This window comes from Halomonas sp. A11-A (assembly GCF_003182195.1).
GTDB classification, from domain to species: Bacteria; Pseudomonadota; Gammaproteobacteria; order Pseudomonadales; family Halomonadaceae; genus Halomonas; species Halomonas alkalicola.
This window is the reverse complement of the sequence record NZ_QGTM01000014.1, coordinates 49,025-70,502: the sequence shown is the minus strand read 5'-3', so window position 1 is coordinate 70,502 and position 21,478 is coordinate 49,025. Positions and strand designations below refer to the sequence as shown.

Here is a 21,478-nt window from a genome sequence, read left to right as displayed (position 1 = left end):
TCTGGGTGCCGTCCATGCCATGCCTCCTGTCGTCGTGGAGGCCATATCCTGGCCCAGCTCAGGGGGCGAATTCCACACCCAACGACGAAGAGCCGAAGAGATACAGCCCCAGCAGGCGGATCAGCAGGATGGAGAAAGGCTTCATGGGGGCTCCCGGCTATGCTGGTGGCTCATCGTCCACGATGGGCGTCCCCAGCGTATCGATCATCACGCTGTGGCACTCCACCTCGAACCACTCATCGAAGCGCTTCAGGGTACGCTGAGGCCACAGCGTCGGGTCGGTGTACCACTCCTCCAGTTCCGACTCGAACAAGGTGCGCCAGTTGGCCTTGACCCACCGCCTCACCTCCGAAGGCGACTCCGTGACTGCATCGCTGACCAGATAGACGGTGCGGTCGCGGTTGACCTCCTCCTCGGTGATCGGCGTGCCACCCGGAGAGGGGTCGGCGTCGTTGATCCACTGCACGGCCGGGGCCTTGTAGCGCAGTAATAGCGCTGATCGATTCAGCATTGGTGTCTCCTCACCATGCCCGTAAATTTTCAAGCTCATGGGCACGCCCTGCCGTCTCCCGAAGCACGCACTCTTTTGCGGCGACCATCGCCAGCGTCCCGCCGGCGGTGGCATAGAACTGACAGTTGGCGTCCCGGTACTGGATCCACAGGCGCTGGGCAGCGAGAAGCTCCTGACGGCGTTCTTCCGAGATTTCGCTACGCAGCTTCTGGTAGGCACCGTTCAGGCGCGCGTCCTGCGTCCGGATCTCCTCACTGATGCAGTTCATCATATTGACGGTGACACCGCCCGAAGCATTCATGCAGCTGCCGTACCGCCCGGTATAGAGCTCATCTGCCGATGCCGACGAGGCGATTGCCAGGCATACAGCCACTGCAAAAAGACGTTTCATCATGGTTTCCCTACCCTCGCTGATGCTATATCTGGCTCTATGAAAATGACGACGAGCCTGTGGTTTCCGTTGCGGCCTTCTTGCGGCCCCTGCCCGCCGGCGTCTGCTTCGCCTTCTCCGCCTTGATCCGTTCCAGCAGCGCCGCGGCGGAGTGCTCGCCGCTGATCAATTCGGGGTGGGCCGCGCGCCACTCAGCGGTGAGCTCGCCGCGGAAGGCCTTGGCGAGAATGGACTGAGTCAGCTTATCGACGCGGGCCTGGGCGTTCGCGACCTGCTGCTCGATCTGATCGGCGAAGGCGAAGAGCTGGTCGACGCGGCGGACAATTCCATGCTGTGCATTGACACTTGGTAAATTGATCTTTATTTCTTTGACGGCTGCAAGGCTAATGTTCGCACGAGCAACATCAACTCTGTTACCAACCAGTGCCTCCACTCCATGCGGACTATTTAGGAAAATTTCCAAAAATCTTGGCAGACATCTTTTGCTATCAAGCCTAATCAGACAAACCGCCTGATTTATATTGGCTTTCTCCTGCTTCCTCCATACCGCACTACGCCCAATTGACGCCCCGACAATATTTGTCAGAACGTCATTTTCGGCGAGCAATGACCTTGCTTGCTTTTTATTGAACTCATCCTCAACATATTTAGGGCTAGAGAGAAGAAGCTCCATGCTGCCAACATTCTCACTTGTAACGAACATTGTCTGAGTAGGATCGTCCGTATAGCTTACTCCCTGCCATTTGGGAGAGGCTCCTTTTGTAACCAGCTCACTAATTTCTCCAATCGCAATTACTTCATATGGTGATTGCCCTTCTATCAACCTCCCACTTACCGCAGCCGCCAGCACAGACTTACGAAACCGCTTGAGGATAGCGGGAATGGCATCCAGGCGGGCTTTCAGGTTATTGACCTGAGCCAGCAGCTCATCCAGCTTATCGGCGATGACCTTCTGCTCTTCTGCCGACATCAAGGGGAAAGTATAATCGGCAACAAACTCCTTCGGCACGCGCTTATGCCCGACAGACCCGGACATATTAAGTTCACCACTATTCAGAAAATCTTTCGTTCTAACTAATGCCAACAGCAGCCGAGGATCTACAGCCTCTGCGCGGGGTCTGAGCACATGATACTCGGTGCTACCAGCTCCCCAACCGCAAGGGAATCCTTCGACAACGGTAGCCTTACCGTTCTCGAAGCAGGGGGTAATCTTAGCGAATAGCACATCGCCATCCTTGAATTGGGTATACCCCTTCTTCACGGCTTCCCACTTTCGAGTCTCGAACTCTGGTTTTTCGTGAAAAATGGTCGGCACACCCGACATGGGCATGAACCCGACTTCAAGCTCATCATCCAGCTTTTGCTTGGGATTGAGTTCGCACAGCTCACCCAGAGTCGTGCTCACCCACTCCTCCGGCAATACCCGCTCGCTCATGCCTTTACCTCATCGCTTGCGGCGTCATCCCCAAGCCCCAGCGCGTCGGCCAGCAGCCGCTTCTGGGCGGCGGCTTCGTCCTGGCTGCCGAGGGCGGCCATCAGGCCGTCGAGTTCGCGCAGGGCCTCGGTGAGCTCGCTCATCGCCTCGGCGGCGAGCACGTCGGGTTCGGGCAGGTTCTCGGCGGCGAGGCTGTCGGCATCCTTGAGCCAGCTGATATCCAGGGAATCGCCCTTGGTGTCGCGAATCCATTCGCGGCTAAAGCGGCGCCAGCGTGAGGTCTGCAGGCGCTCCTCCACTCCGGCATTGGCCTCGGGGTCGGCCTGTTTCTCGGCATCCACGTCCTCGGCGCCAAAGCTCCAGTCGCCCTCCTTCCGGGCGGCCAGCTGCTCGGCCAGGGCGTCGCTGCCCGTCGGGTTGTAGCACTGCTCGAAGGGCGCTAGGTGCGCCTCGGTGAAGGGGGTGCGCTTGCCGAAGCTCGGCATATTGGTGCGCAGGTCATAGACCCATACCTCGTCGGTGCAGCCCTCGTCCTGGTGGGGGTTCTCGGCGGTGCCGCGGGTGAAGAACAGCACGTTGGTCTTCACGCCCTGGGCGTAGAAGATGCCGGTGGGCAGCCGCAGCAGGGTGTGCAGGTGGCACTTCTCCATCAGGTCGCGGCGGATCTCGGTGCCCTGCCCCGCCTCGAACAGCACGTTGTCGGGCAGCACCACGGCGGCGCGGCCGCCGGGCTTGAGCCCGCGGTAGATATGCTGCAGGAAGGCGAGCTGCTTGTTGCTGGTGCGGAAGGTGAGGTCGTCGCGGGTGATGCTGGCCTCGCCGCCCTTGGCGGTGCCGAAGGGGGGATTGGCGAGGATCACATCAGCACGGGGCAGCGCCTTGCCGGCCTCGCCCAAGGCGTTGCCCAGGTGCACCACGCCCTCGTCGTCGCCCTCCATACCGTGCAGCAGGCAGTTCATCAGCGCCAGGCGACGGGTGCCGGGCACCAGTTCGATGCCGGTGAAGGCCTTGAGCTTCTGAAAGCCCTGGGCCTTGGCGTCGAGATCGAAGTGATCATCGGTCTGCTGCTTGATGTAGGCATCGGCGGCGATCAGAAAGCCCGCGGTGCCGGCAGCTGGATCTTGAATGGTTTCGCCGGGCTTGGGGCGCAGGCAGCGCACCATGGCGTTGATCAGGGCGCGGGGCGTGAAGTACTGGCCGGCGCCGGACTTGGTCTCGTTGGCGTTCTTCTCCAGCAGCCCCTCGTAGAGGTCGCCCAGGCCATCCTTCTGGGCGCTGAACCAGTCGATGCGGTCCAGGTCGCGGATCAGCTGCTCCAGGTGGCGCGGCTCGCGCAGGCGGGTCTGGGCGTCGGCGTAGATGGCGGCGATCAGCCGGTCGCTGCTCTTCGAGAGGTCGAGCAGCATCTGCTTGTAGTAGTTGAGCAGGGAAAGCCCCGAGCGCCCGGTGAGGTCCGGCCAGCGGGCGCCCTCGGGCAGGGCGTGGGCGCTGAGCAGCCCGGCCTGGGTGTTCTCGTACTCCATCTTGATAAACAGCAGCAGCACCAGCTCGGTGACGTAGTCGGAGTAGTTGATGCCGTCGTCGCGCAGCACGTCGCAGAGGTTCCACAGCTTCTGGACGATGTCGTTCTGGGTCATATCGGGTTCCGGTCGAGGCCGGCAGAGCCGGCCTTATTTGAAGTTGAGGCTGAAATTAAAATAAGCCGCGTCACTATTTTCACCAGCGTCATCATGACGCCGGGTACGACACCACCTCGTTGCTGTCCTCAGTCATCAGGCGAACCAGCTTGGGGTGCACGAAGAGCTTTTCGCGCCCGGCGCGGATCTCCTCGAGCACACCGATCTCGCACAGCTGCTGCAGATAGCTGGAGGCAGTCTGGCGCTTGGCGATATCGCACTCCACCAGGTTGTTGATGCGGCAGTAGGGCTGCTCGAAGATCACCTGCACCAGCTCATGGCTGTAGACCCTGGGCAACCGCTGCTGGATATAGCGGGTCGTATCCTCGATCAGCGTGCGGGTCGCCGCGATCTTGTCGGTGGTCCAGCGGGCGGTGTACTCCACCGCCTTGAGCATGTAGAGCAGCCACTCCTGCCACCGGCCTTCACGGGTCACGGCCAGCAGCAGGCGGTAGTAGTCGGCCTTGTGAAGCACGATATAGCGACTGAGGTAGAGGATCGGCAGCGACAGCAGCCGCTGTTCGATCAGGTAGAGAATGTTCAGCACCCGGCCCGTGCGTCCGTTGCCGTCCGTGAAGGGGTGGATCGCCTCGAACTGGTAATGGGCCACGGCCATCTTGATCAGAGGGTCGACGCCATCCTCCTCGTGTAGATAGCGCTCCCAATTCGCCAGCAGCTCACGCAGCGCCCCCTCCCCCATGGGCGGGGTATAGATGACCTCGCCGGTGGCCTGGTTGGCCAGGGTGGTGCCCGGCACCCGACGAATCTCCATATCGACGCCCTTGATGGTGCTGCAGATCTCCACGGCGGTATTGGTGCACAGAGGCCGCCTAGCCAGCTCTCGGTAACCACGGCTCAGCGCGGTGCGATAGCGCAGCGCCTCCTTGGTGGCAGGATCGGCGTGAGCATCTTCCTGGGCAAACTGGAAGAGCCTGTCGGTGGTGGTGACGATGTTCTCGATCTCGGAGCTGTCGCGGGCTTCCAGCAGGGGCAGCAGGTTGATGAGCAACCCTTGGTTGGGCAGAAGCTCACCGGCCTGCTTCAGCTCCGCCAGGGCCGCGCGAGCCGGAATACAGGCCTTGAGCACGGCCGGCGTCTCGAGCTCTTCAGCGGGCGGCAGCGGCGGCAGGCCGTTGTAGGGTTGGTCGGGGCGCCAGCTCATGTTCATTTTTTCCTGAAAAATCGACACGTCGTCAGCTTATGTCGATGGCATCGACATATCCAGGGGACGTGTCGAAAAAAGCGGCTTTCTTAAACATGTCCTCGAGACATGTCGACGCCATCGATATGTCCGCGCAACGTGTCGAAAAAATCGTGTTTCTTGAACATATCAGCTCGCCTCCCACAGGGCCTCGTTGAGGGCCTCGAGCACCTCGTCGAGGTGATGGTCGAGCACGGCATCCAGGCGCTTGATTCCTCCCTGCTCGGCAAAGCGCTGGTGAATGAAGTCGCGGTCGAGCACCACCTCGTGGGTGAGCTGCTTGGCCAGGCGGTCGAGCCACTTGCGCTGGGCGGGAGTCCAGCCGTGCAGGGCGTAGATGCGCTGCATGGCGTCGCGCACCCGCTGCTCGAAGGGCACCAGCGCCTCGCCCAGGGCGGCGCGACGGATATGGCCGACGATGCTGGCGGCGATCTCCTGGTTGGTGGCGTTGCGCCAGGCGCTCTCCAGCCGGGCCTCGCTATAGCCGGCGCCGTCGAGCAGCAGGCGCACCTCCTTCAAGGTCCCGCGGGTGAGGTCTCGGGGGCGGTTGACCACCACGCCCAGCGCCACGGAGTCGTTGAGCCGCTCGCGAATGAAGGCCTCGAAGCTCTCCAGGTAGTCGGCGGGCTTCTCGTGCACCCCGTAGCTCTGGGTGCGGCCCAGCAGCTCGTCGCTGCCTTCATAGATCAGCGGCAGGCGCTCGCTGCCGAGCAGCGCCTTCACCTCGGCTACCTGGCTGAGCAAGCCGGCATGCTGGTGCAGGAAGCCGGCCGCGGCCTGGGGGCCCAGCTCGCGCAGGTGCTTGTGAAGTTGATCAGGCGCCACGCCCCAGCTCTGCTCCAGCGCCTCCAACTGCTGGCGCAGGTCGTCGCGCCCTTCGGCGCGCTTGGTGGCCTTGCGCATCACCCGCATCAGCATCTGGCTGTACTGGTCGAGGACGTCATCGGCGTGGCTCTCCCCGGCCGCCTGGCCGGGGGCCGCCAGGGCCCGCGCCAGCTGCTCCGGGTCGCTGAGCTCCTCGTGCAGCTGCTCCAGGGTCACGCCGGGGTCCTTGACCAGCGGCTGCATGGTGTTGACCTCGGCGAGCGCCGCATAGAGGTCCACCGGATCGTAGATGGTGAACACCGTCTTGCCGATCTCGTCGCAGCGGCGGGTGGCGCGGCCGATCATCTGCTCATAGAGGATGCGCGACTTCACCCGGCGCAGGAACACCAGGTGGCAGATGCGCGGCACGTCGATGCCGGTGGTGAGCAGGTCCACGGTAATGGCGATATTGGGGTACTTGTCGTTCTTGTAGCGGCGGATCAGGTCGTCGACCTTGTCCGACTTGCCGGTGATCTTGGCCACCGCGGCTTGCCGGTAGGCGTCGCCGTAGTGGGCATGGAAGGCCTCGTCGAGCAGCCGCTTGACCATGTCGGCGTGCAGGTCGGTGGCGCAGAAGATCAGCGTCTTCTCCTCGCCGAAGGGGTCGAGCTCCCGGGCCAGCTGTTCGCAGATCACGCGGTTGAACTCCGGCGCGATCACCCGCCGGTTGAAGGCCTCGATCTCGAAGTCGAGCTCGTCCTCCAGCTCGGCGCTCTCCACCTCGCCGGTGCGCGAATCGATCAGGCTGACCGTCTCGCCCTTCGCGAAGTGGATGCCCTTCTGGCTGAGCAGGGTCTCGTAGCGGATCGGCGGCTCGTGGTCGATCAGCCAGTCATCGGCCACCGCCTCCCGGTAGGAGTAGGTGAACACCGGACGGCCGAAGATCTCGCTGGTGTGTTTGGCCGGGGTGGCGGTGAGCCCGATGCGCACGGCGTCGAAGTGGTCGAGCACGCGGCGGTAGCGGGAGAGATACTGGCCGGCGTCGCGGGTGGCCAGCTCCCCCTCGGTCATCTCCTGATCCAGGGTGTAGCCGCGGTGGGCCTCGTCCACGATGAGGCAGTCGTAGGCGTCCACCGGCGGCGGGTCGTCGGCCATGAAGAGCCGCCGTGCCATGGCCTGCACTGTGGCGACCTGCACCCGGGTCTCGGCCTCGGCGGCCATGTCGCCCAGGGTGGCGACGTTGTAGATCTGCGAGAGGGTGTGGTTCTGCTCCAGCGGCGCCTCGTCGAAGGCGTCCTGGGCCTGCTGGCCCAGGGCGGTGCGATCCACCAGGAAGAGCACGCGACGAAAGCGCTCGGCCTTCAGGAAGCGGTAGATCAGGCCGATGATGGTGCGAGTCTTGCCGGTGCCGGTGGCCATGGCCAGCAGCGCACGGGGCGCGCCGTCTTCCAGGGCGGCCTCCACGGCGCGGATGGCGTTCTCCTGATAGTCGCGCAGGCGCAGGTAGCCGAAGCCCTCCTCGCGCAGGCGCTGCTCGGCAAGGGCACGGCTGCGCTTGAGGCGGTCGAGCAGGCCCTCGGGGCTGTGGAAGTGCGGCAGCGCCCGGGCCAGGTTGCCGGGTTCGCGCACGTCGCGGAACCAGATGCCGGACTTCTCGGCCAGCTGCGGCAGATAGGGCCGGCCGTTGCACGAGAAGACGAAGGGCACATGAAAATGGCCCTCGGCGTCGTCGGGCCAGGCGACGGTGCGCCCCTCCTCCTCCCACGCCGGGGTGATGCCGCCGGCAAAGCCGCGCCGATCGAAGCCGCGGGCGTAACGCTCCGCCTGGGCGAGCTTGCCGGCCACGTCGATATTCTGGCGCTTGGCCTCCACCACGCCGATGGGAACCAGCCCATGGAACAGCACGTAGTCGGCGCGCTGGCCGTTGGGCAGCTCCCACTCGGCGATGGCGAGGGTCCGGCCGGCCTCGGGTCGCACGCCCTTCTGCCAGGTGAGCTCCAGGGTATCGGCCTCCCAGCCGGCCTCCTGGAGCTGCTGGTCGATCAGCAGGCGGGTGAGCTCTTCATCCAGACCCAGTTGGGCGTTGAGCGCGCGGTCGGCCTGACCGACCCGCTGGCGCAGCGCCCGGGGCGGCTCGCCTTCGGCCCCCGTGCGAGCCTGCTCGGCCAGGCGCCGCTGGAACTCCCGCTCGCGGCGTTCGAGTTCCGCCTGCTGGGCCCGCGACTGCTCGGCCAGGGCGCGGGCCTCCTCGTCCATGGCCTCGGCAAGCTCGGCGTACTCCTGCTTCTCGCGGGCTTCCAGCTCGGCCAGCTGGCGCTGGGCATCGGCCTGCTCGGTGGCAGTGACCAGCTCGCCCTGCAGGCGCGCCATCTGGGCCTGGAGCTCGCGCAGCTCGCGGCTGGGGTCTTCCGGTGGACGAAAGGCGCCGGGCTTGAAGTCGGGGTCGGCGAAGGCGCGATGGAACCACACCGCCAGGCTGCGGGCGACCTTGAGCCCCTGGATCGCCTCACGGTGCTGGGTGCGGAACTGGTGGGTAGCCCTGTTGCCTTCGATACGCAGCGTATGAAACAGCTCGCGCACGGTGGGGTCGAGCCCCAGGGCGCTATCGATACGATAGAGAAGGTCACGCTGGCCGGTACGCTCGTCCACTTCGATGCCCAGGCGCACGGCGATGTCCTGGGCCATGGCCTCGCCAAGCTGGCGCAGCTTGATCAGGGTGGTGTTGGGGTCGTGGCTGAAGGCGCGCTCGGCGCTGGCGGCGAGCTCGAGAAAGACCGGGTCATGGCCGGTTAGAAATGTGAAGTTGCCGCCGGCATCCTGCCCGGCGCTGCCGCCATCCCCGCGGCCTGGTGGTCCCTGCATAGGTGGTACCCGTTCCCGGTTTGCCTGAGCGTGACTCCCCCGCTCTCCCGGCAGGGTGGGTCCGACATATCCTTAGCCTGCCACTAATTCGGGGAGGGGGCCAGCGTCGGGCTGCCGGCCGTCTTGCGCACCAGAGCCATGGCGGCCTCCAGCTCGCGGGCGTTCTCCTCGAAGCGCTGCCGGCTCAGCGTCCAGCCCTGGGTGAGGTGCTCGCGCAGCACGCGGGTGGCCCACTGGCGGAAGCGGGTGCCTTGTGGAGACTTGACCCGATACCCCACCGAAATGATGACATCCAGATTGTAGTGCTCAATGTTCCGAGAGACCTTTCGCGCGCCCTCCTGTCGAACTATCCGGAATTTCCGGATAGTTGAATCACGCTCCAGCTCACCTTCGGAATAGACGTTCAGCAGATGCTCATTAACGGTGCGGACATCCTTGCCGAATAGCACAGCCATCTGCCTTTGCGTTAGCCAGACGGTGTCCTGCTCCACGTCCAGCCGCACCTCGACCTGCTGATCGGCCTCTTGATAGATGACGATGGGTGCCTGGCTACTGGTGTTCATATCCTGCTCCCTGATGCTGCGGCCTACCCCTGCCTGAACTTGCCGATGGCAGTCCCGGCTGGCGGTCCCTGGCAATGCGCTCTGTGGATGCTACGCCGTGGCGTTGATGTGCGCGAATCACCGACGGTGCCCCGCACCACCCCCCTACCGACAACAAGCCCGGCACACGGGCCGGGCTTGTGGCGTTCAGCGGCTGGCTGGCATCGCCTCAGCCGAGGCGATCGTGGCCGTTATCGAGGAAGGGGTAGTCGGTGTATCCCGTCGCGTCGCCGCCGTAGAAGGTGCTGGGGTCGGGCTCGTTGAGCGCGGCGCCGACCCGGAAGCGCTCGGGCAGGTCGGGGTTGGCGATGAAGGGGCGGCCGAAGGCCACGGCATCGGCGGTGTTGTCATCCAGGCGGGCCTGGGCGCGTTCGGCGTCGTAGTTGCCGCAGTAGATCAGCCCGCCCTTGAAGCGCTCGCGCATCTGCTCACGGAAGCCCTCGGGGAAGGTAATGTCACCACCGGCCCAGTTGGGCTCGTTGAAGTGGAGGTAGGCCAGGCCGCGACGGTTGAGCTCGTCGGCGAGGTACAGGGCCATCGCCTCGGGCTCCTCGTCGGTGAGGCCGAACAACTCGATGAAGGGGGTCAGGCGGATGCCGACCCGCTCGGGCCCGAACACCTCGACCACGGCATCGACCACCTCCAGCGGGAAGCGCGCCCGGTTCTCGATGGAGCCGCCGTACCGGTCGGTGCGCCGGTTAGTGCCGGTGGCGAGGAACTGGTTGAGCAGGTAGGCGTTGGCCGCATGCACCTCGACCATGTCGAAGCCCGCCCGCTTGGCGCGCACGGCGGCCTGGCGGTAGTCCTCGACGATGCCGGGGATCTCTTCGGTCTCGAGCGCCCGCGGCGTGCTGGTGGGGTGCGGCCCCGCTGTGCCGTCCTCGAACTCGACGAAGCATTCCGCCCCCTCGGCCTTGAGGGCGCTCGGTGCCACGGGCTGCTGGCCGTCGGGCTGGACCATCTCGTGGGAGACACGCCCCACGTGCCACAGCTGCAGGGCGATGCGCCCGCCCTTGGCGTGAACGGCCTCAACGACGCCCTTCCAGCCGGCTTCCTGCGCGTCGGTCCAGATCCCCGGCGTGTAGACGTAGCCGCGGGCGGTGGGCGAGATATTGGTGGCCTCGCTGATGATCAGCCCGGCGCTGGCGCGCTGGCCGTAGTAGATCTGCTGCAGGGTGCCGGGGACGCTGTCCGGGGTGCGCGAACGGGTCAGCGGCGCCATGATCACGCGATTGGGCAGGCTCAGGCTGCCGAGCTTGAGCGGGGTGAAGAGAGATGTATCCGGCATCGAAGCCTCCTGCTGAAAATGAATGGACGTATATCCATCGTAGCCCGACATCGTAAGCCGGTTAATGGCTGCTGTCAGAAACAGTGACAACATCGACCGGATAGCCTGGGACTATGACGCCCAGGCCATCTAATAGATCGACAGCCCCAGTCGCCCGGCCAGCTCGGAGATCATCGCGAGCGCGCGGCTGGAGTTGCCATGGCGGTTGAGCGGCGGACTCCAGGCAGTGATCACCCCCTGCCCCGGCACGATGGCGATGATGCCGCCCCCCACGCCGCTCTTGGCCGGGAGCCCCACGGTAAAGGCAAACTGACCGGACTGGTCGTACATCCCGCTGGTGGAGAGGATGGCGTTGACCCGGTGCGCGTCCCGGGGCGTGGTGATGACCTCACCGCTCGGTGGGTGCACCCCCCGGTTGGCCAGGAACAGCAGGCTGCGCGCCAGTTCCTCGCAGCTCATCTCCAGCGAGCACTGGAAGAAGTAGTGGGCCAGCACCTCCTCCACCTCGGCCTCGAGGTTGCCGAAGCTCTTCATCAGGTGGGCCAGGGCGGCATTGCGGCTGCCGTGGCGCGTCTCCGAGGCCAGTACCGACTCGTTGATATCGCAGCGCTCGCTGCCGGCCAGGCGGCGCACGAAGCTAAGGAAGGCCTGGCGGCTGGCGGAGAAGTGCGACACCAGGATATCGGCCACCAGGATAGCGCCGGCATTGATGAAGGGGTTGCGCGGGATGCCGTGCTCCCACTCCAACTGAACGATGGAGTTGAACGGCTGACCGGAGGGCTCCATGCCCACCCGCTGCCAGAGCTCGTCGCCCATGCGCTGCATGGCCAGCACCAGGCCAAACACCTTGGAGATGCTCTGGATCGAAAACGGCACTCCGGCGTCGCCGGCGGCATGGACCTCGCCATCCAGGTTGGCGAAGGCGATGCCGCAGCGGCTGGCCTCCACGCTGGCCAGCGCCGGGATATAGTCAGCAACCCGGCCCACACCGGGACTCGACACCGCGGCCGCGTGAATCTCCTCCAGGGCCTGCCCCAGGGGCGCCCCCGCCCCGGGAAATGCCGTCATGTCATTGCTCCTCATTCAAGTGTCAGGTGTCAGGTACCTGCCTGAGCGGCACCCATGATGCAGAGAAAAGCGGCGGGCTTCCTCGAAGCCCGCCGCGGTCTCGCCTGCCCGGCATCGTGTCCGGGCCCTTGGCCTTGCCGGGGATCAGTAGCCCAGGTAGTGGCCAACCACCAGGGCGATCCAGCACATGCCGTAGATTAGCACCAGCAACGGCGTGATGACGCGCAGCCACTGGGCGTAGGAGACCTTGCCGAGGGCCAGCATGGCGAGGGTGCCGCCCGAAGTGGGCACGATCAGGTTGGTCAGGCCATCACCCACTTGGAAGGAGGTGATCATCAGCTGGCGGCTCATGCCGATAAGATCGGCCAGCGGGATCAGGATCGGCATGGTCACCAGCGCCTGGCCAGAGCCGCCGGGAATGAACAGGTTGATGATCCCCTGGATGACGCTTGAGACCACCGCGGCCAGGGCAATGGGCATGTCGCCTACTAGAGTGCTCAGCGAGTTGACGATGGTGTCGATGATCTGGGCGTCCTGAAGGATCACCTGGATCGAGGCGGCCACCCCGATCACCAGGGCGCCGGCGGTCACCGAGGCCGCCCCTTCCATCATCTGCTTCACCAGCTCGTTGGCCCCGAGGCCGTTGGCGAAGCCGATGACGATCGCCATGAGCAGGAACATGGCGGCAATCTCATTGATGTACCAGCCGCGGGTGAAGACGCCCACCAGCATGATCAGCAGGCCGGTCACGAAGATGCCCAGCGTGATGATGTTGGTCCGGGTCAGGCGGTAGTCCTTGAGCTGCTTGGTCAGCTCCGCCGGCTGGTTGTCGTGATAGTCGACGTTGACCACATAGCGGCAAATGAACACGGTCAGCGTGGCCAGGCAGGCCACCACCATCAGGGTGCGCAGCCACCAGCCGGAAAAGGTCGGCAGCTCGCCGATACCCTGGGCCACGCCCACGGTGTAGGGGTTGATGGGCGACAGCGCGAAGCCGATGCCGATGCCGCCCACGGCCATCACCACGCCCACCAGGCGCGAGCAGCCGATGGCGGTGGCGATCAGCACCCCGATCGGCACCAGGGCAATGTTGTTCTCGAAGCCCACGGCGACGCCGAAGAAGCCATAGATGAAGGTGCCGGCCGCGATGATCAGGTTGCGGCTCTTCACGCTGTCTTCCGCGCCCACCTTGTGCACAGCCACGCCGATCGCGTTCTCCAGGGCGCCGGTGCGCTGCAGGATATGGAAGAGCCCGCCGGCGATGAAGACGATGAACAGGAACTGGGAAGCGTTGACCAGCCCCTCGGGGATGGCCACGAAGATCCGGAAGATATGCAGGTTGGCCACGTCGGCCAGGTAGTCGAAGGACCCGGGTATCACGGTGGTCTGGCCGTCCACCGTCTCCCGCTCGAACTCGCCGGCGGGCACGATGAAGGTCATCAGGTAGGCGGCGACGAGAATCAGGAAGATCAGGACCATGGGGTCCGGAACCTGCCTGTACCACTTGCGCTCCGTCGTCGCGGGGGCGGTGCTGCTCTGTTGCTGTTGTTGGCTCATGATCAACCCTCGAGTCTCTTGGAGGTCTTGTCGGAATGGTGGACAGGGAAGGTCATGCCGACGGCTGACGGTCCGCCAGTCGCTGGCATGCATGGGCGAGCACCTCGACGGCAACGGTCAGGTCCTCGGGTTCGATGGCTTCGCTGGGGTGATGGCTGATGCCCGCTCGGCAGCGCACGAAGAGCATGCCGATCTCGCAGAGGTCGGCCATGGCCAGGCCGTCATGGCCGGCGCCGCTGAAGAGCACCCGCGGCTCGATGCCGCTCTCCCTCACGGCGGCCTCCAGGGTCGCGATCAGCCCGGGGGAGCACGGAACGGCCCCCTGCTCGTAGGTCTGGGCGTGGTCATAGGTGAGGCCGAGGGCCTCGAGCGAGGCGTCGATGCGCTCGAAGAGCTGGCGCCGGGCGTGCCGTCGAATGTCGTCGTCCGGGGAGCGCAGCTCGATGCTCAGGGTGGCGGTCTGGGGGATGACGTTGACGCCGTTAGGGGCGTTCTCGATCTTGCCCACCACGCCGACCAGATCATCGGTCTCCTTGCACAAGGCATCGACATGGCGGATCACCTCGGCGGCGCCCACCAGGGCATCCCGGCGTAGCGCCATGGGCACCGTGCCGGCATGGCCTGCCATGCCTTGCACCTCTATCCGATGGCGCTCGATACCGGTGATAGCGCTGACCACGCCGACCGGCAGCCCGGCCTGCTCCAGCTGCGGCCCCTGCTCGATATGGGCCTCCAGGAAGGCGATGACCTCTTCGGAGCGATAGCGGTCCTCAGGGATGCGGGCGGGGTCGCAGCCGAAGGCCTGCAGCGCCGCCTCGAGGGTCACCCCCTGGTCGTCGGTGGCCTCGAGCATCTCCGGGTCGAAGCGGCCCGCCAGCACCTTGGAGCCCAGCAGCGTGGAGCTGAAGCGAGTCCCTTCCTCGTCGCTGAAGGCCACCACGTCGATGTGGAACGGCAGCGCGATCGCGTTCTCCCGCAGGTACTTCACCAGGGCCAGGGGCAGGATCACGCCCATCATGCCGTCGTACTTGCCCCCGCTCGGCACGGTGTCCTGATGCGAGCCGATCAGCAGCGTCCGGGCAGAGGGGTCAGCGCTGGCGTATCGGCCGATCAGGTTGGCGGCGCTGTCCATCCGCACCGACATGCCCAGCTCGCTCATCCAGTGGGTCAGGGCGTCCAGCACCGCGCGGTGTTCCCGCGAAGCGCACAGCCGGGTCACACCCTCACGCTCGACGTCGTGGGTCTCGGTGAAGCGGGAGGCAGCTTCCAGCCACTCCCAAGCCTGGCGGCCTGCCTGTTCCAAGGTAAACGTCATGGTCACCTCGCCTTGGGGGCGGGTGCCTCTCCGGCAGCCCGCCAATTTATAATGATAAATTAGGCTAGGTGACCGCTTTCCGGCATGTCAACCGCTCGCCCGGCCATCCGGGGCGATCGGAAAGGGGCAATCGACGGGGAAGGCCCGGCGCGTCAGGCAGTTGCAGGCCGCCCAACGCAGAAAGGGTTATACCTTTGTCTAACCCTTCACAGCAATAAATAGCAGGCGTCTTCGCGGGCACATGGCCTAGTGGCGGTGAGGGTCATCCAGAGTAGGCAACCGCTCCAGGAAGGCCTGATGATCGGCGTCCTGCTCAAGACGTTGGTGGAGCGCACAGAGGTCGGCCACCGCGTCAGGGGCGTCGTCGATGCGCAGGTCCAGCGGCAGCCCCCCCGGCGCACGCACCTTGAGCGCCGCCGAACGGGTACCGCGATGGTCGCCCCCGTGGCGCTGGGCAGCGAGCAGGGCCGCCAGCAGGGCATGGGCCAGCCCCTGCTCCTCCAGGGCCTGCCGGTAGGCGGCCACCATTGCCGGCACCACCTCGTCGCTGGCCAGCATGTTTCCCGCCGCCACCAGCCCTGGGGCGAGGTGCAGGCCGGTGACCGGGACGTTCTCGTCTCCGGTCCAGCCGGCCGCCTGGCCGCTGGCATCCATCAGGGCGACCTGCCGCCACGCCTCGCCGTGGTCGCGGCGGCGCAGCGCGTCCACCGCCGCCACCACCGGCTCACCGCGGGCCAGTCGCGCCAGCCCCTCCTCGGCGGCCATCACGCTGGTGCTGAAGCCCTGGGTGATGGCCGCGCCGACCCCGGGCATCAGATGGGGCACGAAGCCGCCGAGGGCGGGCCCGCCGGTGGCGCAGGCCACCCCCAAGGTCCGGGAATCGCGCGCCAAGGCAATCAGGCTGAAGGTCATGGGCATCCTCGCTGGTGGTGGTCGGGGGTGAAAGGGGCGAGAGCGTTATTTATCATGATAGAACACCAGGGTCGTCAACCCCCGGCAGGCAGTGGACATCCCCACCGGCCCCGTGGATGATCGGCCGCAGGTCCCAATAGGCACCGGGACGGATGCCACAGGCGCAGGATGAACCGTTGCAGGGAGTCTCATGAATCGAGCACGACAGCCAGGCCGTCGCAAGCGCACCGAGGTGATCGGCGACGCCGTGAAGGAGTACATCGCGCGCCACGGCCTGAGCCCGGGCGACCGCCTTCCCCAGGAGCCGGAGCTGATCGCCGCGCTGGACGCCTCCAAGGGCACCATCCGCGAGGCGCTGCGGGGGCTGGAGGCCCAGGGCCTGATCCAGACCCGCACCGGCCCCGGCGGCGGTGCCTTCATCAGCGAGGTGAGCGATGACCGCGCCATGGAGCTGCTGGGCAACTACTTCTTCTTCAAGCCGCCGACCATCCATGACATCTACGAGGTTCGCAAGGCGCTGTGGCCCGCGCTGGTGACCAGCCTCGACGGCGTGCTGGATGACGAGGCCTTCGCTCGCCTCGAGGCGGTGACGACCTACTACGATCACCCGCCGGCGTCGCTCGAGGAGGAGCGCCTCCAGCGCATCAAGGAGCTGGAGTTCCACCTGGTGCTGGTGGACTACTGTCCCAACCCGCTGCTGGCCCTGATGTGCCGCTTTCCCATCCGCCTGCTGATGAGCATGACGGTCTGCCAGCGGATCTACGCGCAGCCCTACCCCGAGCTTCGCCAGCGGGGCTACCACTACCAGCGGCATCTGATCGAGGCGCTGCGGCGGCGGGACACCGAGGCCGCACGCCGGATCGTCAGCGACCACATGCAGGCGGCCCAGGCGCTGATGGAGGAGCGCGAGGCACTGCTGGAGAAGACCTTTTTCAAGGCCGATGGCGAAACAGGAGCAGGTCCCAGCCGTGAATACCTGGCGCTCAGCGACTTTACCGAGGCCGGTGTAAGAAGACGTGGCGGAGAGTCCCCATAAGCTGCCCCCAGCCCGCCTCCGGCCACCCCGCGGTCGTGATAGGATTTCCCTCACCGATACCAAGGAGCGCGCCATGACCGCCGCCGAGATGCTTGAACGCCTGGTGGGCTTTCCTACCGTTTCCCGGGATTCCAACCTCGACCTGATCGCTTTCGTGGAGGACTACCTCGACGAGCATGACGTACCCCACTGGCGGGTGGAGAGCGACGATGGCAAGAAGGCCAACCTGCTGGCGCGCATCGGGCCGGAGGTGGCCGGGGGCGTGGTGCTCTCAGGTCACACCGACGTGGTGCCGGTGGACGGCCAGCCCTGGTCCACCGATCCCTTCACCCTGGTCGACAAGGGCGACGGCCGCCTCTACGGCCGCGGCACCTGCGACATGAAGGGCTTCATCGCCTGCGCCCTGGCCGAGGTGCCGCGCTGGGTGACCCTCGAGCTCGAGACGCCCATCTGGCTGGCGCTCTCCTACGACGAGGAGGTGGGCTGCATCGGCGCGCCGCGCATGATCGAGCGGCTGATGGCCGAGCACCCGCGACCCGCCGCGGTGATCGTCGGCGAGCCGACCCTGATGCACCCGGTGGTGGCCCACAAGGGGGCCACCAACCTGCGCACTACGGTGACCGGGCGCGCCAGCCACTCCAGCCAGGTCAACCAGGGGGTCTCGGCGATCCATGTGGCGGCGCGGCTGGTCACCTATATCGAAGAGGTGATGGCGGAGCTGCGCGCCGAGGGGCGCGTGGACGAGGCCTTCAACGTGGTGCACTCGAGCCTGCACGTGGGCAAGATCGCCGGCGGCACGGCGATCAACATCATGGCCCGGGAGTGCGTCTTCGAGTGGGAGATTCGCCACCTGCCCTCGGACCGCTTCGAGGAGCTGCTGGGTCGGGTCAACGCCCGGGCCGCCGAGCTCGAGGCGGAGATGCGTCAGCGTGCGCCCCAGGCGTCCATCGTCACCGAGGCCCTCAACGAGACGGTGCCGGCGCTGGCCGACGACAACAACGCCGAGGTGCTGGCGCTGTGCCATGCGCTGCTGGGCGAGCGCCCCGCCGGCGCGGTGGCCTACGCCACCGAGGCGGGCCAGTTCCAGCGCCAGGGCCTGCCCACGGTGATCTGCGGCCCGGGCAGCATCGGCCAGGCCCATCAGCCCGACGAATATATCGACATCGAGCAGCTCGAGGCCGGCGCGGCGTTCATGACCGCCCTGGGCGAGCGGCTGCGCCGCGCCTGACTCTCACCGCCGAAGACGCGCATCCCGACACAGGCCCCCTGATCCAGGAAGAGGATACCCCCTATGCCCCGACTGCTGATCGTCAAGACCGGTGACGCCTTCCCCGAGGTGGTGGAGGCCCACGGCGACTTCGAGGCGCTGTTCCAGCAGGCGCTGGCCGCCGCCGGCTTCGACGCTGAGGTGTTCGATGCCCGCCACGAGCCGCTGCCCGCCCTCGAGGAGATCGACGGCCTCTATATCACCGGCTCCCACGCCATGGTCAGCGACGCCGAGCCCTGGAGCGAGGCGCTGAAGCCCTGGCTGGTGGAGGCGCGCGAGCGCAATACGGCCATGCTCGGCGTCTGCTACGGCCACCAGCTGATGGCCGCGGCGTTCGGCGGGGTGAGCGACTACCATCCGGCGGGGCGCGAGTCCGGCACCCATGAGGTCACACTCACCGAGGCGGGACGCGCGGACGCCCTGCTCGGCCAGCTGCCCGAGCGCTTCCCAGCCCAGCTGACCCACGCCCAGGCGGTGCTCGAGGCGCCGGAAGACGCCGTGGTGCTGGCCCGCAACGCCCACGACGCCCACCAGGCGCTGCGCTACGGGCCGCGCCAGTGGAGCGTGCAGTTCCACCCCGAGTTCACCCCCGAGGTGATGCGCGCCTACCTGGCCCGCCAGGTGGCGGCGCTACGCGACCAGGGCCAGGACGCCCACGACCTGATGCGCCGCGTCACCGACACCCCCGAGGCACGTTCGCTGCTGGTGCGCTTCGCCAAGGCGGTGGCAGGGGAGCCCGGCATCGCCTGAGCGGCGCGCCCCGCCATGCGGCCGGGCCGAGCACGGGGCCCGCTCGAGGCCCGCTCGAGGCCCCGCTCCCACATGACTCTTACTCCTTGCTGGCAGACGATTCAGGGCTCACAACGACAACAGGCCGGAGCTGAGCTCCGACCTGTCGGGGGGGGGGGGGGTGGTGCCGCCCGCTGGGCGGCAACCGTTACCTCAGGCGCGTGACGGGCGACGAATCGGCGCGTCACCATCCTCGCGACGACGGCGCGGGGCCCGCTCGGGGGCGCCGCTGTCCTCGCTGATCTCGAGTGCGCGGCCGGCGACGCGGGCGCGGGCCATCTTGGCCAGGATGCTGGCCGGCAGCGAGCTCGGCAGCTCCACCACGGAGAAGGAGGTGCGGATATCGATGCGGCCGATACGCGAGCCCTCGATGCCGCCCTCGTTGGCCAGCGCCCCGACCAGCTGGCCTGGCTTGACGCCGTCCTTGTGGCCCACGGAGACGCGGTAGCGGGTCATGCCTTCGCTCGGGCCGCGGCTCTCACGGCGCGGCGGCTTGCCATCGCGGGTGGGTCGATCGTTGCGGGCTTCCTTGCGCGGCGCCTGCATGCGGCCGATGGGGGCCTCGTCGGCACGGGCCAGGCGGGCGAAGGCGCAGGCCAGCTCGATGGGGTCGTAGCCCTCCTCGACCAGGCGGCCCACCAGGGCGCGCTGCTCCTCGGCACCGGCGGTCAGCGCGGCGATCACCTTCTGGTGGAAGACCTCGTCGCGATGGGAGCGGATGGCGGCCTCGTCGGGTACCTCCATCTCGGTCATCTTCTGGCCGGTGGCCTGCTCGATCCAGCCCACCTTGCGGCCTTCGCGGAAGCCCACGAAGGTGATCGAGATGCCGGTACGCCCGGCACGGCCGGTGCGGCCGATGCGATGGGTGTAGGCCTCGGAGTCCTGGGGCAGATCGTAGTTGAAGACGTGGGTGATGCGCGGCACGTCGAGGCCGCGAGCGGCCACGTCGGTGGCGATCAGTACGTCGACCTTGCCGCGCTTGAGACGCTGGATGGTGCGCTCGCGCAGGCTCTGGTCCAGGTCACCGGAGAGGCTGGCCACGTTGACGCCGCGGGCGGAGAGCTGCTCCATCAGGGTGGTACAGGCGGCCCGGGTGCGCACGAAGACGATGGCGGCATCCACCGGCTCGACTTCCAAGATGCGCGACAGCGCCTCCAGCTTGGCACCGCCATCGACGCGCACCAGGCGCTGCTCGATGTTCTCGCCGGTGGTAGTGCGCGACTCGATGGCCACCTTCACCGGGTCTACCAGGTAACGGTTGACGATGCGCTCGATCTCGGTCGGCAGGGTCGCGGAGAAGAAGACCCGCTGGGCTTCCTTCGGGGTGTCGGCGACCACGCGCTTGACGTCGTCGATGAAGCCCATGCGCAGCATCTCGTCGGCCTCGTCCAGCACCAGGGCGGAGAGCCCGTCGAGCTTGAGGCTGCCGCGATCGAGGTGATCGATGATCCGGCCGGGGGTACCGACCACGACCTGGGCGCCACGCTTCAGGGCACCCAACTGCTCGCGATACTCCTGGCCGCCGCACAGGACCGCCACTTCCAGGCCCTGGAGGTTCTGGCCATAACGGCTAAAGGAGACGGCCACCTGCTGGGCCAGCTCGCGGGTCGGCGCCATCACCAGCACCTGGGGTTCGCGACGGGTCAGCTCGAGCCGGGAGAGTAGCGGCAGGGCGAAGGCAGCGGTCTTGCCGGTGCCGGTCTGGGCCTGGCCCAGCATGTCACGCCCTTCCAGCAGGGCCGGAATGGTCTGAATCTGGATCGGCGAGGGGGTCTCGTAGCCCAGGGTCTCGACAGCAGACAGAACGGCGGGCAGCAGAGCGAGGTCACCGAAGCTCGGCGAGGCGACAGAAGTCGGGGTCATCAATCACACCTTGGTAGGCCGGGGTTGCCGGCAAAAATTCATTGGCGTCCCTGACGCGAACAATACGGTCAGGCGTGCGGCGCCCTTCAGGGGCAGCAGCACGGGACATCGGAGTCGGGGACGCCGGTCGCACCAGGCATCGGGCCCATGCCATCGAGGATGGCGATCAGGAACCCTGTGGCGACCATTTGCGCCGATCTCGCCAGGGTGGCGGGATCTCGGTGGCGCTCCATCTACACAATTCGAACGCTTGCGGCCAGCGAGTGTCACTGGGCCTGGCGTTGCGGCGCGCATCCTGTGCTCGGTCGAGGACCGGCGGCGGTGGCGTCGTACATGATGGTGGGGTCAGCACATGCGAGGAAGGTCGCATGCTACCATCGCCACCCCGACCTGGCCAGCCTTTTCGCCGGGCCCACCGCTCTTTCTGCTCAGGGAGACACGCCATGCCGACACTGTGGGTCGACGCCGACGCCTGCCCCAAGGTGGCGCGCGAGATCATCGTGCGCGCCGCCGAACGCACCTCGACCGCCGCCTGGTTCGTGGCCAACCACGCGGTACCGCTGCCCCGCTCGCCGTGGGTCAAGGCACTGGCGGTAAGCCAGGGCTTCGATGCCGCCGATGACGAGATCGTCGAGCGCCTCCAGTCGGGGGACCTGCTGATCACCTCCGACCTGCCGCTGGCCATGGCGGCCATCGAGCGCGGCGCGAAGGTGATGACCACTCGCGGCGAGGCCTTGAACGAGAACAATATCCGCGCCCGGGTCCAGATGAGGGACTTCATGGAAACCATGAGAGCCAGCGGCGAGCACACCGGCGGGCCGAGGGGCTACTCAGACGGAGACCGCCGCGAGTTCGCCAATGCCCTGGATCGCTGGCTGGCGAAGAACGCCTGAGGTTGAGC

17 protein-coding genes are annotated in these 21,478 nt (G+C 66.4%); 4 read left to right on the top strand and 13 right to left on the bottom strand.

The window, feature by feature from the left end; all coding sequences use genetic code 11:
- Positions 1-157: 157 nt before the first annotated feature.
- The 12 genes from DER72_RS10490 to DER72_RS10435 form a co-directional block, all read right to left on the bottom strand.
- The gene (locus DER72_RS10490) at positions 158-511 is read right to left on the bottom strand and encodes a hypothetical protein (protein WP_110069939.1); all 354 of its coding nucleotides are present in this window, start codon (positions 509-511) and stop codon (positions 158-160) included.
- Between the two features lie 10 nt (positions 512-521).
- A complete protein-coding gene (locus DER72_RS10485; RefSeq protein WP_110069938.1) occupies positions 522-902 on the bottom strand; it encodes a lysozyme inhibitor LprI family protein in 381 nt (126 codons plus the stop codon).
- Positions 903-939: 37 nt separating this feature from the next.
- Positions 940-2,307 carry a restriction endonuclease subunit S gene (locus DER72_RS10480; RefSeq protein WP_219983268.1) on the bottom strand — a complete coding sequence of 456 codons (1,368 nt, stop codon included), beginning with the start codon at positions 2,305-2,307 and terminating at the stop codon, positions 940-942.
- A 26-nt stretch (positions 2,308-2,333) separates the two neighbouring features.
- Entirely contained in the window at positions 2,334-3,974 is a 1,641-nt protein-coding gene (locus tag DER72_RS10475) for an N-6 DNA methylase (RefSeq protein WP_110069936.1), read from the bottom strand.
- Positions 3,975-4,065: 91 nt separating this feature from the next.
- The gene (gene fic / locus DER72_RS10470) at positions 4,066-5,175 is read right to left on the bottom strand and encodes a protein adenylyltransferase Fic (RefSeq protein ID WP_110069944.1); all 1,110 of its coding nucleotides are present in this window, start codon (positions 5,173-5,175) and stop codon (positions 4,066-4,068) included.
- 168 nt (positions 5,176-5,343) lie between these two features.
- Entirely contained in the window at positions 5,344-8,880 is a 3,537-nt protein-coding gene (hsdR, locus tag DER72_RS10465) for a type I restriction-modification system endonuclease (protein WP_110069935.1), read from the bottom strand.
- 83 nt (positions 8,881-8,963) lie between these two features.
- On the bottom strand, positions 8,964-9,443 hold the full coding sequence (locus tag DER72_RS10460; RefSeq protein WP_110069934.1) for a virulence RhuM family protein: 480 nt from the start codon (positions 9,441-9,443) through the stop codon (positions 8,964-8,966).
- A gap of 208 nt (positions 9,444-9,651) precedes the next feature.
- On the bottom strand, positions 9,652-10,770 hold the full coding sequence (locus DER72_RS10455; protein ID WP_110069933.1) for an alkene reductase: 1,119 nt from the start codon (positions 10,768-10,770) through the stop codon (positions 9,652-9,654).
- Between the two features lie 129 nt (positions 10,771-10,899).
- The gene (locus tag DER72_RS10450; RefSeq protein WP_181395652.1) at positions 10,900-11,838 is read right to left on the bottom strand and encodes a glutaminase; all 939 of its coding nucleotides are present in this window, start codon (positions 11,836-11,838) and stop codon (positions 10,900-10,902) included.
- Between the two features lie 144 nt (positions 11,839-11,982).
- On the bottom strand, positions 11,983-13,317 hold the full coding sequence (locus DER72_RS10445) for a YfcC family protein (RefSeq protein WP_110069931.1): 1,335 nt from the start codon (positions 13,315-13,317) through the stop codon (positions 11,983-11,985).
- A gap of 130 nt (positions 13,318-13,447) precedes the next feature.
- On the bottom strand, positions 13,448-14,710 hold the full coding sequence (locus DER72_RS10440) for an allantoate amidohydrolase (RefSeq protein WP_110069930.1): 1,263 nt from the start codon (positions 14,708-14,710) through the stop codon (positions 13,448-13,450).
- A gap of 246 nt (positions 14,711-14,956) precedes the next feature.
- Positions 14,957-15,622, bottom strand: coding sequence for a DUF1028 domain-containing protein (locus DER72_RS10435; RefSeq protein WP_181395651.1), 666 nt, complete (start codon positions 15,620-15,622; stop codon positions 14,957-14,959).
- Positions 15,623-15,812: 190 nt separating this feature from the next.
- Here DER72_RS10435 and DER72_RS10430 point away from each other — a divergent pair, with 190 nt between their 5' ends.
- The 3 genes from DER72_RS10430 (at position 15,813) to DER72_RS10420 (ending at position 18,675) form a co-directional block, all read left to right on the top strand.
- Positions 15,813-16,658, top strand: a complete 846-nt coding sequence (locus DER72_RS10430) for a FadR/GntR family transcriptional regulator (protein WP_110069928.1) — start codon at positions 15,813-15,815, stop codon at positions 16,656-16,658.
- Between the two features lie 73 nt (positions 16,659-16,731).
- Positions 16,732-17,886: an acetylornithine deacetylase gene (gene argE / locus DER72_RS10425; protein WP_110069927.1), complete on the top strand. Its 1,155-nt coding sequence runs from the start codon at positions 16,732-16,734 to the stop codon at positions 17,884-17,886.
- 63 nt (positions 17,887-17,949) lie between these two features.
- The gene (locus DER72_RS10420; protein ID WP_110069926.1) at positions 17,950-18,675 is read left to right on the top strand and encodes a glutamine amidotransferase; all 726 of its coding nucleotides are present in this window, start codon (positions 17,950-17,952) and stop codon (positions 18,673-18,675) included.
- A 192-nt stretch (positions 18,676-18,867) separates the two neighbouring features.
- Here the strand turns inward: DER72_RS10420 and DER72_RS10415 are convergent, their stop codons facing one another.
- Positions 18,868-20,577, bottom strand: a complete 1,710-nt coding sequence (locus DER72_RS10415; RefSeq protein WP_110069925.1) for a DEAD/DEAH box helicase — start codon at positions 20,575-20,577, stop codon at positions 18,868-18,870.
- A gap of 443 nt (positions 20,578-21,020) precedes the next feature.
- On the opposite strand from DER72_RS10415, the gene DER72_RS10410 reads away from it, so the two are divergent.
- Positions 21,021-21,470: a YaiI/YqxD family protein gene (locus DER72_RS10410; RefSeq protein ID WP_110069924.1), complete on the top strand. Its 450-nt coding sequence runs from the start codon at positions 21,021-21,023 to the stop codon at positions 21,468-21,470.
- The last annotated feature ends 8 nt before the right edge of the window (positions 21,471-21,478 follow it).